A 15,358-nucleotide genomic window follows, 5' to 3' on the forward strand; every position below is an offset into this window, starting at 1 on the left:
ACCTGGGATCGTTGATCATGTTCAGGTGGTGGGGCGGGGTGAGCTGACTGACAAGGCGTGGGCGAGGATCGAGCCGTTGCTTCCTCCGGTGGCGGGTCGGGGTCGTCGGTGGCGTGATCACCGGCAGGTGATCAACGCGATCCTGTGGAAGCTGCGTACCGGTGCTCCGTGGCGGGATATGCCCGAGCGTTACGGGCCGTGGAAGACCGCGCATGAACGGCTTCGGATCTGGACAGCCGACGGCACCTGGGAACGTGTCCTCGACGAGGTGATCGTCAAGGACGACTCCGTCGGAAACGTGGAGTGGACCTTCAGTGTCGACTCGACCTCGGTCCGGGCCCACCAGCACAGCGCGGGGGCCCGGAAAAGGGGGCTGCGCGACCGGGTGGGTCGAGGACCTCGCCGTCGACGGCGAAGCCCTCGGACGGTCCCGCGGCGGGCTGACCAGCAAGATTCATCTCGCGGTCGACGGGCGTGGGTTGCCGATGTCGGTGATCCTGACTCCGGGCCAGGCCGGGGACAACCCGCAGTTGTTGGCGTTGCTCGATCAGGTCTCGGTGGGCCGTGACGGGCCTGGCCGGCCCAGGAAACGACCCGAGCGGGTGCTGGCCGACAAGGCCTATTCCCATCCCTCGACCCGGGCGGCGATGCGGAAGCGCGGGGTCGCGTTCACCTGTCCGGAGAAGAGCGACCAGATCGCCCGCCGTCAGGCGAAGGGTTCCCATGGGGGCCGGCCACCACTTTTCGACCCGAAAGTGTACGCCGACCGCAACGTCGTCGAGCGCTGCTTCAACCGGCTCAAGCAGTTCCGCGCTCTGGCTACCCGCTACGCGAAGCGCGCGGCTTACTACCGATCGGAGATCATCATCGCCGCCATCATGTTGTGGCTGCGCACCGACCTACAGGACACGGCCTAGCCGAGCAGGTCGTCCATCACCTGCTGGATGCGCGCGGCGACCGAGGTCGCCGACTGGGCGCGCAGGGCGGCCACCAACGGCTCACGCCGCTCCTCGTCCCCGAGGGCGGCGGTGAGCCGTTCGCTCTCCCCCGGCGGGAGCAGCAACCCGATGTTGGTGCCGATCCGGGTGCCGAGCGCCCACAGCTCCAGCGTGGTCGGGACATCACCCCGGTGGGCCGCGAGTTCGGCACCGCCGAGCGCCCACGCCCCGATCACCGGCAGGTCCTTCGAGGACATCGCCTCGTCGCGGGCGAGCGTCAGCAACGCGGTCGCGTGCGCGTCCGCGTCGTCGCCTGACCCGGGGCGTACCGACGCCACCCGGAGGTGGAGCACCGAGACCGCGACCCGGAACACGACGCGCGGCTGCGGCTGCGGGCGGGTGGACCCGGCCACCACCCGGGTCACCGCGTCGGCGTACGCGAGGACCTCGTCGTACCGCTCCCGCTGCCAGGCGAGGTGGGCCAGCCCGAGGCTTGCCTGCGCGGCGTCGAACTCCTCGGCCGCCTGCCCCGGTGCCGCGGTCTCCCGCAGCCGCCGCTCCGCCTCCGGGTCACCGGTCAGGGCCAGTTGCACGTCCAGCAGCACCCGGACCGACCGGGCGTCCTGGGCCGCGCCGACCAGGTCCATGTGGCGGACGCTGCGCGCCAGCCACTCGGTGGCCCGGACGTCCCCCCGTGGGGTGATCGAGTGCCCGACCGCCTGCGCCGCCATCGCCATGCCCCAGTGGTCACCGGCGACCCCGAAGCGGTGGTACGCCAACTCCGCGTCGACGACCGAAGCCTCCGGCATGCCGCCGTTCTCCCGTACCGCCGCACGGGCGAAGAAGCCGAGCCCCTGCACGTACGGGTCCGGGTGCGCGACCATCTCGTCGGCGCCCTTCATGCTCTCGTCCGGATCGAACGCGTCGAAGCTGGGCAACGCCGACGCGAGCACGGTCTGCCTCGGCGACAGCTCACCGGGCCGCTCCACGAGCAGCGTGCGCAGCACCCGCCGGGAGAGTACGGCGAGTCGGAGCGAGCCGCTGATGCCGGCGTTGACCCCGATCACCAGACACATCCAGGCGAGCCGGTCGGCGTCGGGCAACGGCCGCCCGGCGGCCCGACCAGCCCCGATCGCCGAACGCCGCCGCCGGTCCGGCTCGTCGACCCAGAGCAGACCCCGCGCCCACCCGATGACCTCCAGGTGCAGCCCCCGCACCGACCAGAAGTGGAACAGCACGCTGGCGACGTCAACCTCGGCCGGCTCGTCGTCCTGCTGGATCGCCCAGCGCAGCGCGGCGAGCAGGTTGTCCTGTTCAGCCGCGCAGCGCGCGAACGCGTCGAGCTGGCCGGGGCCGACGAGCCGCTCGGCGAGCGCGACAGCCTGCTCCCGAGCCCACCCGAGTAGTCCGGCCATCGCCGGATCACGGTCACCGGAGGCGTCGAGACGGGCCTCGCCGTACTCGCGGACGGTCTCCAGCATCCGGTACCGGGGCGGGCCGTCCCCCTCGACCAGGGTCAGCAGGGACTGCTCGACCAGGGTCGCGAGTCCGCGCCGTACGTCCGGGGTGTGGGCGACCTCGGCGGCGAGCTCCGCGGTGAACGGCGCCGGAATGACGGCGAGGCGCTGGAGCAGTTCACGGTCGTCGGGGGCGAGCAGTTCCCGGCTCCAGTCGACCATCGCCCAGAGGCTCGCGTGCCGCTCGGGCAGCCCCCGCAGCGCGTCGTCGAGCAACGCGAACCGGTCGGTCAGACCGGCGAGTACGTCGTCGATCGGCATGTGCCGCAGCCGGGCGGCGGCCAGTTCGAGCGCCAGCGGCAGGTTGTCGAGCCGGTGGCAGAGTTCCAGCACGCGTACGGTGTCCCAGGTCGGCACCGCGCCACCGGCCCGCGCCCGGGACTCGACCAGGCCGAGCGCGTCGGCGTCGGGCAGCGCGGTCAGCCGGTGCACCCGCTCGCCGGCCAGGCCGAGCGGGGCCCGGCTCGTCGCGAGCACGGCAACCTCCGGTGACGTCACCGCGAGCAGGTCCGCGACGACGGTGGCCACGGCCTCAAGGACGTGCTCGCAGTTGTCCAGCACCACCAGCCCGTCGAGATCCGGCGAGACGGCGCGCAACCGTTCCTCGGGGCTGAGCACCCGCCGTTCGAGGCCCAGGTTGCCACCGGTCGCCGAGGTGTCCGCACCGCCGAGCGCGGCGAGCACCGTGGGCAGCACCTCGTCGGGTGAGCGCAGCCCGGCGAGTTCGACGACCCGTACCGTCCGCCCGGCCGCCGCACGCCGGGTCACCTCGGCGGCGAGGCGGGTCTTGCCGGCGCCACCGGTGGCGACGATTGTCACCAGCGGCGCCTCGGTCAGCGCCGCACTCACGGCTTCGACGTCCCGCTCCCGACCGACGAGGGCGGTCACCGGGCGGCGCCAGCCGGCGGGCAGGGCGATCCGTGCCGGCTGCCGGGGCGCCGTCGCGACCGCCGGGACGGTGAGTTCGCCCCGGAGCAATGCCAGGTGGACCTGCGTGATCACGGGTGACGGGTCGGTGCCGTACCGGTCGGCCAGCTCGGTGCGGAGCCGCTCGATCACCTCCAGTGCCTCGGCGTCACGGCCCTGGGCTGCGAGCACCCGGACGAGGAGCGCGGCGGACGGCTCGTCGGGTGGTGTGTGCGCGGCGAGCCGTCGCAGGTCGGCCTCGTCGTACGGCCCGGCGCCGCCGAGGGCCGCCTGGGCGCGTACCGCGGCGAGGTCCGCGAACAGGCGGGTCTCCTCGGCGGTGACGAACTCCGGGACCTCGGGGAAGAGGGCACGGGCCTGGTCGGCGAAGCGGCGGGCGGCGACGACGTCACCGCACCGGAGTACGCCGCGAGCCTGCTCGACGAGTGCCCTGGCCTCGACGGCGTCGATGGTGACCTCGTCGGCGGGCAGCCGGTATCCCCCGGGTACGGCGACCACGGGGAGCCCGAGGCGGCGCACCCGGGACATGAGCGCCTGGACGGCGCCGGTCGCGTCGTCCGGCGGTGACCCGTCCCAGACGGCGTCCACGAGCAGGGTCGCGGAGACCGCCCGCCCGCGCGCGTCGACCAGCGCGCGGACCACCGCCGCGAGACGCTCACCTCGGACCGGTCGGCCGTCGACGGCGAGCGGGCCAAGGATGGTGATCTGCACCGACCCAGCATCCCCCACCCGCCGCGCCCTCGTTCGGGGCCACTGGTCATTTGCCCGTCAGCCGGGTGGTGACGCCCGTCAGCCGGGTGGTGACCGGGTGCGCCGGCGCAGCGGTCGACCCGGCTCCGAGCCCTTCCGCTTCTTGCACCCGTGACGAGGCGACCCGGAATACCGGTTGATTCCGGCGTACGGATCGCCGAGGGTCAGCGGGATGCGCATGCTCTTCAGCTTCGTCGGCAGCAGCGGTCACCTCATCCCGCTCGTACCGATCGCCCGCGCCGCCGAAGTGGCCGGCCACACCGTCGCCTTCGCCTGCTCCCCGACGATGGCGCCCAGGGTCGAGGCACAGGGCTTCACCGCCCTCGCCACCCACCGCGCCACCGACCCCCAGGCTGCGGCCGGGCCGGGCGTCACCGCCGACCGTCCTCCGTTGCAGCCGATCGACCCGGCGCAGATCGACCGCGAGGTACGGGAGAACTTCGCCGTTCGGGCCGCCCGCGAACGGTCCGCCCGGATGGTCGACCTCATCCCCGGCTGGCGGCCCGACCTGCTGGTCTTCGACGAGATGGAGTTCGGCGGCATGGTCGCGGCGCAACACCTCGGCCTGCCGTACGCGACCGTCCTGGTCCTCGCCGCCGGCTCACTGGTCCGGCCGGCACTGGTCGCCGAACCGCTGGACGAGCTGCGCGCAACGTACGGCCTGCCACCGGACCCGGAGTTCGCCATGCCCGGTCGCCACCTGGTCCTCTCCCCCTTTCCGCCCAGCTTCCGCGACCCTGACTTTCCGCTGCCGGCGACGGCCCACTCGCTCCGCTCCGCCACACCCTCGGCGACCGGCGACCAGACGCCGTGGTGGCACACGGGCAGCCGACCGAACGTCTACCTGACCCTCGGCACGGAGTTCAATGTGGAGTCCGGCGACCTGTTTCCCCGTCTCATCAACGGCCTGCGCGAACTGGACGTCAATCTGCTCGTCACCGTCGGACGACAGATCGATCCGGCGGAGTTCGGACCACAACCGGAGCACGTACGAGTCGAGCGCTACGTCGACCAGGGAATGGTTCTTCCCGGCTGCGACCTGGTCGTCTCGCACGGCGGCTCGGGCAGCGTGATGGGGGCACTCGTCCACGGCCTGCCGATGGTCCTCGTCCCGATGGGAGCCGACCAACCGGCCAACGCCGCCCGCTGCGCGGCACTCGGCGCGGGCCGGGTGCTGGAGGCGCTGACCGTCACCCCGGAGGATGCCGCCCGTACGGTCACCGAGGTGCTGGCCGACCCCGGATACCGGCAGGCGTCGCGGCGGCTCCGCGACGAACTCGCCGCCCTTCCCGGACCGGAGCAGGCGGTGCCACTCCTGGAACGGATCGCCACCCGACAACGCCCGCCGTGGCACGACTGACACATATCGCCGGCCGTTATGGAATGCGGCGGGGCGACCAGAATCGGTCGACGATCGGCCCACCCGATCGGGCACCACCACGACCAGGGGTATAGCCAGGTATACCCCAGGTCTAGCGGCAGACCGATAGCTCCGTGGTACACCCACGATTAGCGTCGAAGCGTGCTCACCGACGAATCCCGGAACCACATGGAAAACGGTCCCACGACCCCACTGGAATCGATGCGACACCGACGGTTCCTGATCGGCGTCTGGCCATGGCGATCACTCGGCTATCTGCTCACCACAGCACTGGTTGTCGCCGCTGTCGGCGTGCCCTGCCTGATCCTCGGCATGCCATGGCTGTTCGCACTTCACCGGCTCACCAGTGGAGGGTTCCAGCCGATCGAGAACCGGCTGGGGGTCGTGCTGTTCGGCACCCTGGTCGGAGCGGTGCTGATCACCGTCTGCGGGCCACTGATCGGGCTACCGGTGGCCGCACTGGAACGACGCCGACTGCGGCTGATCGACACCAGGCCCGTCGAATCGGGCCACGTCCAACTCCGCGAACCCGGCCCCTGGCCCTGGCTGCGTACCCGCTACACGGAGGCGGCCACCTGGCGCGAGGTCGGCTACACGTTCCTCCTGGCCACGGCGGCACCCCTGCTGTACGGCGCGGTGCTCTTCGTACCCCTGCTGATCCTGACACTCCTGGCCGCCCCCTTCCTGGTGGCCGACGGCGGCGGCCCGTTCGCGATCGGCCGGTTCACGATCGACTCCGCCGCCTCCGCGCGCTGGTGCTCCCTCATCGGTCTGCTTCTGTTGCCGGTGGTGCCGTACCTACTCGCGCTCCTGGCCGGCGCGCACGGCGCGGTCGCCCGGCTGCTGCTGCACCGGGGCGGAGACGAACGGCTTCGGGCCGAACTGGTCGAGGTGGCGCACTCGCGGGCCCGGCTGGTCGACTCGTTCGAGTCCGAACGTCGTCGGATCGAGCGCGACCTGCACGACGGGGCCCAGCAACGACTGGTCAGCCTGACCCTGCAACTCGGTCTGGCCCGGCTCGACCTGCCCGCCGACTCACCCGCCGTCGCCCCCCTCGCCACCGCGCACGAGCAGGCCAAACAGGCGATGGCCGAGCTTCGGGAGATCATCCACGGGATCCACCCGCAGATCCTCACCGAACGTGGGCTGCCGGCGGCCGTGGCCGAACTCGCCGACCGCTGCCCGATCCCGGTGACCGTCCAGGGCGACCTCTCCGGACGGCTGCCGGGACATCTGGAGGCGGCGGCGTACTTCGTCGTGGCCGAGGCGCTCACCAACGCCGCCCGGCACAGTGCCGCCACCGGCGTACGGGTGGACCTGGATCGACAGGACGGCCAGCTCACCGTACGGATCAGCGACGACGGTCACGGCGGGGCCGACCCGGCGCACGGCACCGGCCTGACCGGGCTGGCCGACCGGCTGGCGGCGGTCGGTGGCCGGATGCTGCTCTCCAGCCCGTCCGGCGGCCCGACCCTGCTCCAGGTGGAGCTACCGTGTCCCCGGTGACCAGGGTGGTGCTCGCCGAGGACGGTGTGCTGCTGCGCGAAGGGCTGGTCGGGCTCCTGGACCGCTTCGGGTTCACGGTGGCGGCGGCGGTCGGTGACGCCGACGCGCTCGTCGCCGCGGTGGGCGAGCAGCAGCCGGACCTGGTGGTGACCGACGTACGGATGCCGCCCGACTTCACCGACGAGGGGTTGCGGGCGGCGGTGCGGCTGCGCCACGACCGACCGGAACTGGCCGTGGTGGTGCTCAGCCAGTACGTCCGGCCGGGCTACGCCGCCGAGTTGCTCGACTCCGGCGACGGTCAACGGGTCGGCTACCTGCTGAAGGACCGGGTGGTCGACGTTGCCGAGTTCGCCGCCGTCCTGCACCAGGTGGTGGCTGGCGGCACCGTGGTCGACCCCGAGGTGGTACGGCACCTCCTGCGTCGCCGACGCGACCCGCTGGCCCGGCTCTCGGTACGGGAACGGGACGTGCTCGCCCTGATCGCCGAGGGTCGCTCGAATGCCTCGATCGCGCGGGCGCTGGTCGTCTCCGAGGCGGCGGTGGGCAAACACGTCGGCAGCATCCTCGCCAAACTGGACCTGCCCCCGACCGAGGACACCAACCGTCGGGTGCTGGCGGTCCTCGCCTACCTCGGCAGCGGCGTCGGATCGTCGACCGATTGAACCTTTCCGGCCTCCGGTCCGAACTACCAGGGTAGGTGCACGGGGTACGGGTCGAAGGAGGTCGCCGGTGAACAGGTCGGTACGGGTCCGAGGCGTCCGCACGGTACGCACCGCACTGGCTGGTGCCCTGGCGGGCGGCGTACTCGTCGGCGGGTTGGCGTTCGCCGCCCCGGCAGGCGCGGATGTGACCGTGGCACCGGCGCAGGCGTACCGGGGTGACGCCGCCAAGCTCACCTTCCGGGTGCCGGACGAGCGCGCGGGGGCGTACACCAGCAGGGTCGAGCTGCGGTTGCCGGAGTCGACGCCGATCGCCGAGGTGTATCCGATGTCCGTCCCGGACTGGGGCCCGAGCACCACCACCCGTCCGCTCGACCAGGCGCTCACCGGGATTCACCATGGTGCGGTGACGGAGGTGACCTCGATGGTCACCTGGGTCCGTACGGCGCCACCGTCCGCTGCGGGTGGCGTCGCCGAACTGGTGGTGTCGCTGGGGCCGATGCCCGAGGCCGAGCGCCTCGTCTTCGACCTGACGCAGACCTATTCGGACGGCACGCAGGTGCGGTGGAGCGGGGCTGGCGGAGCGACCACGGCCGGGACCGGCCCGGCACCGGTGGTCGCCCTGCTCCCGCCGGCCGCCGTGGCACCCGCCGGGGACGAGGCGGGGAACTCCGAGGTGGCGGGCGAGGGCGAACCGGCGACCGACGGCTTCTCGAACGTGTTGCGGGTCGGACTGTTGCTGATCCTGCTGGTGGCCGCCGCACTCGGCGGCGCGGCCGTCGCCCGCCTCCGCCAGTCGGCCACCCCCACCCCGCCCGCCGAACCAGCGACGGCCGCGGACGCGGACCAGGCCGGCAACGCGGACCAGGCCGGCAACGCGGAGCCGGCCGGCAACGCGGAGCCGGCCGGCAACGCGGAGCCGGCCGGAAGAAGCCGTTGGCGCCTCCGCTCCTGACCACGGCCCGGCGGGTGGGTCAGTGCCAGCCGGACGGCTCCGCCGCCTGTTCCGGCACCGCTGCTTCCGGACCGCTGACCGGACTGCCGACCGACGGGTCGGGGCCGCGACGACGGAGATGGAGCAGGCCGAGGATGACCAGCGGCGGCAGGTTGCCGAGCGACCAGAGGATCTGACCGGCGGTCTGCTGGTCGACCAGCGGTGGCTCACCCCAGGGGCGGGCCAGGGCGGTGAACCAGTCACCGGCCAACAGGGTGCTCGAACCGGCGAGCCCCAGGCCGAGCACGACCTGCGTCAGCACCAGCAGCAGCACGCCGAGCAGCCGGGCCGGTCGCCCGGCGGGTCGCGGCACCGGGTCGAGACCGAGTACCACCCAGCAGAAGAGCCCACCCGCCGCCACCAGGTAACCGATCATGACCAGGTGCGCGGCGTGCGAGCGCAGGGTCAGGTCGTACAGGCCGGTGAGGTAGAGCAGCGGGGCGGCACTGGCAAGCAGCAGGGCCGCCACCGGTGGCCGGGTCAGCAACAGCCAGAAACGCGACGACCCGGCCGACCGCAGCCGGTCGCGTACGCCCGGCCAACTCGGGTCGGTGGTCGCGGGAAGCGCCCGTAGCGCCAGGGTGAGCGGGGCGGCGAGCACCATCAGCAGCGGTACGACCAGGGTCAGCAGCAGGTGCTGGATCAGGTGCGCGCTGAACAGCAGCGGCGCGTACCGGGCCAGTCCGCTGGAGGTGGCGAGGACGAGCACCACGCAGCCGGCGAGGAAAGTGGCCGTACGCGCCGCCGGCCAACGCTCGGCACGCCTCCGGAGCCGGGTGACCGCGCCGAGATAGAGCCATGCGGCGCCGAGCGCGGCGGCGATGACGATCGGTTCGGGCAGCCAGTCGCCGAGCAACCGCCCGGCGTCCGGGGCCGCCGGGATCGGGTAACCGAGCAGGGCCGCCGCGATGCTCTCCTCCGGCCCGGCCGGCACCGGTGCCGGGGTCCGGGACAGGGCGACCGCGGTGCCCATCGCGGCGGCGAAGAGCAGGATCTCCACCGTGGCGACCCGGACGAACCGGCTCCGGTCGCCGCCGGCCAGGGCGGGCAACGCGGCCCGCCGCTGCCACCAGCCGGCGGCGGCGAGCGTGCCGAGCAGCGCGGTCTTGAGCAGGACGAGCTGGCCGTACCGGGTGTCGAGCAGCGCGCCGAGTCCCGGGAGCCGGACGTACGCCGAGACCACTCCGGAGCCGGCGACCAGGAGCAGGCAGGCGGCGGCGAGTGGGGAGAACCGGCGTACCGCGATGGTGAGTTGGTCGGTGGCGGCGCGGCCGGTCAGTGCCAGGGCGAGTAGTCCCCCGGCCCAGACCGCCACGGGTACGACGTGCAGCAGCAGGCCGGAGACGGCGAGTTGGTGGTTGCTCGCTGCGGCGGCGTGGCCGGTGAAGATGGGCGGCACCATCGCGAGTACGGCGAGCAGCAGCGCGATGCCGGCGGTCCGGGGTGTCAACGCGGCCCGGCAGACCAGGAAGACCGCCCCGGCGAGCCAACCGGAGAGGGCGAGTGCCTGTCCCAGTTGGACGGTGGTGGCGAAGTTGACCACGGTGGTGAACGACACCGCCTCGCCGATCGGCATCCCGAGTATGTCGGAGAGGGTCAGGCAGAGGGCGGCGACGCTGGCCAGGCACCAGCCGAGCGCGGACCAGGCGGCGGCCCGCACCCGTCGGTAACCGGTCCCGGAGAGTCCGCCTCCGGCGGCGCGGGCCGAGAAGAGCAGCGCGGCGATCAACAGGCCGATCGTGACCACGGCACCGACCTGCATGCCGAGCCGGGCAATGGGCAGCGCCCAGCCGGTGACCGGCCCGGAGTCGGCGAGGCCGGGCAGGCTTTCCCTGCGGGTCGCGCCGCCGTACCAGAGCATCAACGCCAGCACCCCGACGGCGGCGAGCAGGCCGGCGGCGGCCCGGGGCAACGTGCCCGGCGCGACTGCGCTGGTGGTCGGCTGGCCGGTACTCGCGGGTGGCCGTGGCGGTCGGCTCACGGCTCGCGGGTCCGGCGCTGTCGGACCAGCAGGATCCCGGTGCCGATCGCCAGCACGGCGACGCCGCCGAGCAGCAGTCCCGGCAGGATGTTCCCGCCGCCGTCCTGTTCGTCGCCGACGAGCGCCTCGGGCTCGGCCGCCGTGGTGGCGGCTGCGTTGGTGGTCGTCGCCGTGGGCGATGGCACGGGCTGCGTGGGGGGTGCGGTCGGCGGGGCGGTGGTCGGTGGCGCGGTGACGGTGAAGGTGTGCGAGCCGCGTACGGGGTGTCCGTCGACCGACACCACCCGGTACGCCACCGTGTAGTCGCCCGGGTCGAGTGGTTGGTTCAGTGGCTGGACGGCGCGTACCCCCTCGACCTTCGGCTTGCCGGAGGTGACCGCCTTGCCGGCGGCGTCGGTGACGGCGACGGTGGTGAACCGGGGGTCGAGCCGTTCGGCGAAGTCGAGCGTCACCTCGACGGGTGCGGTGGCGAGCCGGGCGCCCTTGGCCGGGTTGCTGGCCCGGAGTTCGTTGTGGGCCCAGGCGGGTGCCGGCGCGGCCAGCAGCCCGACGGCGCAGGTGACGGCGAGAACGGCCAGCGGGCGGAACACTCGCATCCAGCTCAACTCCCAACGGCGATGGCAAACAGCCCCAGGGATAGTCGTATCGACGGGCCGGATGGTTCCCATCCGATCACCAGTGACTGTCCTGGCACAACCGGGCGGAGGCGAGCGGTTCGACCTGGAGGGTGGCGTGGTCGATGCCGAAGCCCTCGTGCAGCCGTTCGCGGGCGGCGGCGAGGACCTGGCCGACGTCGGCCCCGGGGTCGAGGCTGAGGTGGGCGGAGGCGACGTCCATGCCGGAGGTCAGTGTCCACACGTGCAGGTCGTGTACGTCGCAGACGCCGGCGACACCGGCGAGGCTGTCGCGTACCCGGGCCACGTCGACGTGCGCCGGCGCGGCCTGGACCAGCACCCGGATCGCGGCGTGGGCGAGTTGCCAGGTGCGCGGCAGGATGAACAGGCCGACAGCGACCGCGACGACCAGGTCGGCGTAGAGCCAGCCGGTGAGGGCGATGACGGTCGCGGCGACGATCACGCCGACCGAGCCGAGCAGGTCGCCGAGCACCTCCAGGTAGGCGCCACGGACGTTCAGGCTTTCTTGCGCGCCCTCGCGCAGCAGCAGGAACGCGACGATGTTCGCGACCAGCCCGCCGACGGCGACCAGCAGCATCGGCCCGGCGGCGACCTCGGGCGGGTCACCGAACCGGCGGACCGCCTCGACCAGCACCGCGATCGCGACCCCGGAGAGGAGTACGGCGTTGGCGAGGGCCGCGAGCACTTCCAGCCGGTAGAGCCCGAAGGTCCGTTGGGTGTGTCGGGCGGCCCGACTGGCGGCGGTGATCGCGGCCAGCGCCATGCCGATGCCGAGTACGTCGGTGAACATGTGACCGGCGTCGGAGAGCAGGGCCAACGATCCGGTCAGCCAGGCCGCGACCGCCTCGACGATCATGAAGACGGTGAGCACCGCGAGCGCTGCCCAGAGGGGTCGGCGGTGTCGTTCGCCGGCTCGTCGTACATGTCCGCCGTGGTCGTGACCCGCGCCCATGGTCGCCCCCTCGTCGTCGCCACCTTCGCCCAAAGTATGCGTACATCGCTATGTGTGCAAGTCAAAGGCAAATCGGGTGACCGGTAGGCACCACAGAGTAACCGGAACTAACCGGCGAAGAGCAGCAACAGCCCGGCGACGGTGTAACCAACCATCAACACCAACAGCGGCACCTGCGCGGCAACCGCCGCCCGGCCGGGAAAGAGCACCAACGCCCGATCGTGACTGAGTACGGTGCCGATCAGGTGCCCGAGCACGATCAGGGTCACCTGCAACGTCGCCACCCCGGCCGGGGTGACCAGGGCGGCGCTGATCGACCAGTGCGCGGTCCCGAGCCAGTTCGCCGTACCGGTGACCAGTGGATCAGAGAGGAGCGCCACGGTCCGCTGCCCCTCCAGCACCAGCAGCGAGTAATAGTGCGCGAGCACGTAACCGACCGCGATCGGCACAATGCAGTGGGCGATCTCGGCCGCGACCTCACCCGGTCGCACCGACGGCGCCAGCCGCGCCGCGAGCAGGCAGGTCAGGCCGTACGCGGCCAGCACCAGCCCAATCAGCGCGAGCATCCCGACGGTGTTGGTGAACACCGGCGGCAACTCGCTGTTCTGCGCCAACCGGAACCAGGCGGGCGCGTTGGAGAGGCTGTCGAACAACGTCGAACCGAGCAGGACCACCACAACGGCGACAAACCCGGGAGCGGGCGGCAACGCGCTCATCCCCTCCAACGGGTTGCGCCAGACCAACGTTCCGTCGTCCCGACGGCCGACCACCGCGAGTCGCCCCACCAGGTCGCTGTAGACCTCGAAGGCGTCACCCCGGTCGAAGAAGTCGACGCCGAACAGGACCGCGCCGACCAGCACGACGATCGCGTACGCGACCACCCAGGTCCGGATGACCGGCACGGTGGCCCGGTCCGGGGCGACGAGTTCGAGCCAGACGAAGGCGAGTAGGCCCAGCGCGGCCGGCCAGTAGCCGAGTCGCGCCGGCAACGGCAGCAGTCCCCGGCGCGGATCGCGGCGCACCGCCGCCGCCACCAGCAGATAGCCCGTACGCAGCGGGTTCAGCGCCCGCCAGACCGACCCGAAGAGCAGCGACAGGGGAACCAGGCCGACCCAGAACAGGACGTAGAACGCCCCCGCCGTCGGATTGCGGTCGACGTCGGGACCGAGGAAGAGCCCGACGCCGAAGTAGCCGACCACCACCAGGCCCAGCAGGCGCAGCGCCCACCGCCACCCGGCCGAGTCGACCACCCGGCCGACCCGCTCGGGCAGCGGCCGTCCCGCCTCCGGGTCACCCAGCCTCGGCTCCCGCCAGAACGCGCCGAGTACGACGAACGAGATGACCAGGGCGAGCGCGGCTCCGGTCACCGCGAAGCCGAACGGGATGGGCAGGTCCTGCCGACCGCCGACACCGTGCGCGAGCAGCTCGGGGAACGTACCGGGGGAAGGCTCGCTCATCGGGACAGGGCAGGATCGCTCATCGGACCAGGAGCTGGAACAGCAGCAGCCCGGTCTCGTGCGTCTCGACCTCGAACAGACCGTCCATGTCGGCCACGAACTCGACCGTGGCCGGCTGCCCGGCCCTCAGGTCCGCGCCGACCTCGTACCCGTGCACATGCACCCGGTCCGCGACATCGCTGGTGACGGTGATCCTGACCTGCTGGTTCTTCTTCGCGTCCACCCGGCCCGGTTGCGGCTGGGACCGCCCTCCGGTGATGGTGATGGCCACCTCGACCGGAGCACCCGGGTCCGCCGGCGCCTCGCTCGACCCACAGCCGGCGACGGTCAGCAGGATCACACCGGTCAGCGCGACCAGCGCACGGCGGCGGCCGATAGAGGGCAACATCGACATCTCCCCTGACAGGCCGGTCCGAGACGTTGGGAAGCGACTGTAGCGTCTTGCCGGGCACAGCGGAAGCCACCATGATGGGCCGATGCGATCGACCCGGATGGTTACCGTCCACGCGGCATGCCGCCTGCTCGCCGTCGCTCTCGGCGCCGCGGTCGCGCTCGTCGTGGCCGGGTCTCCGGCCTCCGCGCATGGGCAACTGGCGATCTCCGACCCGGTCGCCGGTGCCACTGTCTCCCAACCGAAGCAGACGCTGGAGCTCTACTTCACCGAGGCGCCCGCGACGAACGCGTACTTCACCGTGACCGCGCCGAGCGGCGTACGGGTCGACGCCGGTTGGCGACCCGGCCCGGAGAAACGACTCGACCGCCCGGTGACCGAACTCTTCCTGGTCAACGGGAAGTGGGAGCCACGTCTGTACCACACCGGCTACGCCGCGTTGGTGCAGGTGGCGCACTGGCCGGAGAAGGGCGAGTACACCGCGAGCTACCTCTCCGTCGCCTCGGACCGGGAACCCGTACGTGGCACGGTGAAGTTCACCTACTCCGGTACGCCCACCGCCGCGCCGCAGGGCTGGACCCCGCCGACCAACGCGGCCGACCCGGCGCTGCTGGCTGCCGCCGAGAACCCGGATCCACCATCCTCGGCGAACCCCGGCAGCACCACCAGCACCCACACCACCGCGCCGGCCCCGCCACCCACCGACAACGCCAGTGGCGCCACCGGCGACAGTGGAGTGACGGTCTGGTTGCTGCCGGTGTTGTTGCTGGTCGCGGTGGCGGCAATGGTCTTCCTGGTGATTCGGCCGAAACGGGGTGCGCGAATCAACACCGGTCCGGCGAACCGCCGTCGTCCGGCCACCTCCGCCGCCGCCCGACGAGCGGCGGCAGCGCGAAAGTCAGTCGCCAATCAGTCGGCACGGAACACGCAGCCGTCCCGCAAACGCGGCGGCAACCGCTGACACGACAATCCCCGACACCGTCATTACCCGCGGTGCGCACCGCTATGGAATACACGGGTGATAACCGAAAGTCGTTGCCTCATAACGCTTTTCATACGGGTCGGGGCGTGCACAAGGGGTCGATGTACGCGGTACGATTCTTCGCGGTCAACGCCAAACGGCGCCAACCGGTGCCGGCGGGACCGTCGCCTAATCGTCCATGGACGAACCGGGGAACCGAGTACCCGGGGTGAATCCGCGAAAGCGGTAGGGATCACTTCCATCCCGAACCCGTCAGCTAACCCGGTCGGCGACCAACGGAAGGATCCT

General features: G+C 72.1%; 12 protein-coding genes and 1 riboswitch. Of the genes, 6 read left to right on the forward strand and 6 right to left on the reverse strand.

Features of this window, described 5'->3' with window-relative positions:
• The first annotated feature begins 28 nt into the window (after positions 1–28).
• A protein-coding gene (locus ACIBF5_RS20350; RefSeq protein WP_396813962.1) for an IS5 family transposase occupies positions 29–917 on the forward strand; the annotation gives its coding sequence in 2 pieces (ribosomal slippage) (positions 29–366 and positions 365–917; 891 coding nt in all).
• Here the strand turns inward: ACIBF5_RS20350 and ACIBF5_RS20355 are convergent.
• On the reverse strand, positions 914–4,093 hold the full coding sequence (locus ACIBF5_RS20355; protein ID WP_396813792.1) for a BTAD domain-containing putative transcriptional regulator: 3,180 nt from the start codon (positions 4,091–4,093) through the stop codon (positions 914–916). The two genes, ACIBF5_RS20350 and ACIBF5_RS20355, sit on opposite strands and share 4 nt — an antisense overlap.
• A 211-nt stretch (positions 4,094–4,304) precedes the next feature.
• On the opposite strand from ACIBF5_RS20355, the gene ACIBF5_RS20360 reads away from it, so the two are divergent.
• From ACIBF5_RS20360 to ACIBF5_RS20375, 4 genes are all read left to right on the forward strand, one after another.
• Positions 4,305–5,492 carry a glycosyltransferase gene (locus ACIBF5_RS20360; RefSeq protein WP_396813793.1) on the forward strand — a complete coding sequence of 396 codons (1,188 nt, stop codon included), beginning with the start codon at positions 4,305–4,307 and terminating at the stop codon, positions 5,490–5,492.
• Positions 5,493–5,714: 222 nt separating this feature from the next.
• Positions 5,715–7,019, forward strand: coding sequence for a sensor histidine kinase (locus tag ACIBF5_RS20365; protein WP_396813795.1), 1,305 nt, complete (start codon positions 5,715–5,717; stop codon positions 7,017–7,019).
• Positions 7,007–7,681 (forward strand): response regulator, encoded by a 675-nt coding sequence (locus ACIBF5_RS20370; protein ID WP_396813796.1) that lies wholly within the window; start codon positions 7,007–7,009, stop codon positions 7,679–7,681. Before ACIBF5_RS20365 ends, ACIBF5_RS20370 begins: the two co-directional genes overlap by 13 nt.
• Positions 7,682–7,748: 67 nt before the next feature.
• Positions 7,749–8,633, forward strand: a complete 885-nt coding sequence (locus ACIBF5_RS20375) for a YcnI family protein (protein ID WP_396813798.1) — start codon at positions 7,749–7,751, stop codon at positions 8,631–8,633.
• Positions 8,634–8,652: 19 nt separating this feature from the next.
• On the opposite strand, the gene ACIBF5_RS20380 is transcribed toward ACIBF5_RS20375, so the two are convergent.
• From ACIBF5_RS20380 to ACIBF5_RS20400, 5 genes are all read right to left on the reverse strand, one after another.
• A complete protein-coding gene (locus ACIBF5_RS20380; protein WP_396813800.1) occupies positions 8,653–10,653 on the reverse strand; it encodes a cytochrome c oxidase assembly protein in 2,001 nt (666 codons plus the stop codon).
• Entirely contained in the window at positions 10,650–11,249 is a 600-nt protein-coding gene (locus ACIBF5_RS20385) for a copper resistance protein CopC (protein WP_396813802.1), read from the reverse strand. Before ACIBF5_RS20385 ends, ACIBF5_RS20380 begins: the two co-directional genes overlap by 4 nt.
• Positions 11,250–11,325: 76 nt before the next feature.
• Complete coding sequence (locus tag ACIBF5_RS20390) at positions 11,326–12,240, reverse strand: cation diffusion facilitator family transporter (RefSeq protein ID WP_396813804.1); 915 nt, start codon at positions 12,238–12,240, stop codon at positions 11,326–11,328.
• Positions 12,241–12,347: 107 nt separating this feature from the next.
• Positions 12,348–13,697, reverse strand: a complete 1,350-nt coding sequence (locus ACIBF5_RS20395) for a hypothetical protein (protein ID WP_396813805.1) — start codon at positions 13,695–13,697, stop codon at positions 12,348–12,350.
• Between the two features lie 19 nt (positions 13,698–13,716).
• Positions 13,717–14,085, reverse strand: a complete 369-nt coding sequence (locus ACIBF5_RS20400) for a hypothetical protein (protein WP_396813807.1) — start codon at positions 14,083–14,085, stop codon at positions 13,717–13,719.
• Positions 14,086–14,173: 88 nt separating this feature from the next.
• Here ACIBF5_RS20400 and ACIBF5_RS20405 point away from each other — a divergent pair, with 88 nt between their 5' ends.
• Positions 14,174–15,049 (forward strand): copper resistance protein CopC, encoded by an 876-nt coding sequence (locus ACIBF5_RS20405; protein ID WP_396813809.1) that lies wholly within the window; start codon positions 14,174–14,176, stop codon positions 15,047–15,049.
• A 176-nt stretch (positions 15,050–15,225) separates the two neighbouring features.
• Positions 15,226–15,357, forward strand: a riboswitch (cyclic di-AMP (ydaO/yuaA leader).
• Position 15,358: the final 1 nt, after the last annotated feature.

The organism is Micromonospora sp. NPDC050417 (assembly GCF_044458865.1).
GTDB lineage: Bacteria > Actinomycetota > Actinomycetes > Mycobacteriales > Micromonosporaceae > Micromonospora_G.

Coding starts and splice junctions, on each gene's coding strand:
- ACIBF5_RS20360 (WP_396813793.1), top strand. CDS start 4,305: ATGCGCATGCTCTTCAGCTTCGTCGGCAGCAGCGGTCACCTCATCCCG.
- ACIBF5_RS20365 (WP_396813795.1), top strand. CDS start 5,715: ATGCGACACCGACGGTTCCTGATCGGCGTCTGGCCATGGCGATCACTC.
- ACIBF5_RS20385 (WP_396813802.1), bottom strand. CDS start 11,249: ATGCGAGTGTTCCGCCCGCTGGCCGTTCTCGCCGTCACCTGCGCCGTC.
- ACIBF5_RS20390 (WP_396813804.1), bottom strand. CDS start 12,240: ATGGGCGCGGGTCACGACCACGGCGGACATGTACGACGAGCCGGCGAA.
- ACIBF5_RS20395 (WP_396813805.1), bottom strand. CDS start 13,697: ATGAGCGAGCCTTCCCCCGGTACGTTCCCCGAGCTGCTCGCGCACGGT.
- ACIBF5_RS20400 (WP_396813807.1), bottom strand. CDS start 14,085: ATGTTGCCCTCTATCGGCCGCCGCCGTGCGCTGGTCGCGCTGACCGGT.
- ACIBF5_RS20405 (WP_396813809.1), top strand. CDS start 14,174: ATGCGATCGACCCGGATGGTTACCGTCCACGCGGCATGCCGCCTGCTC.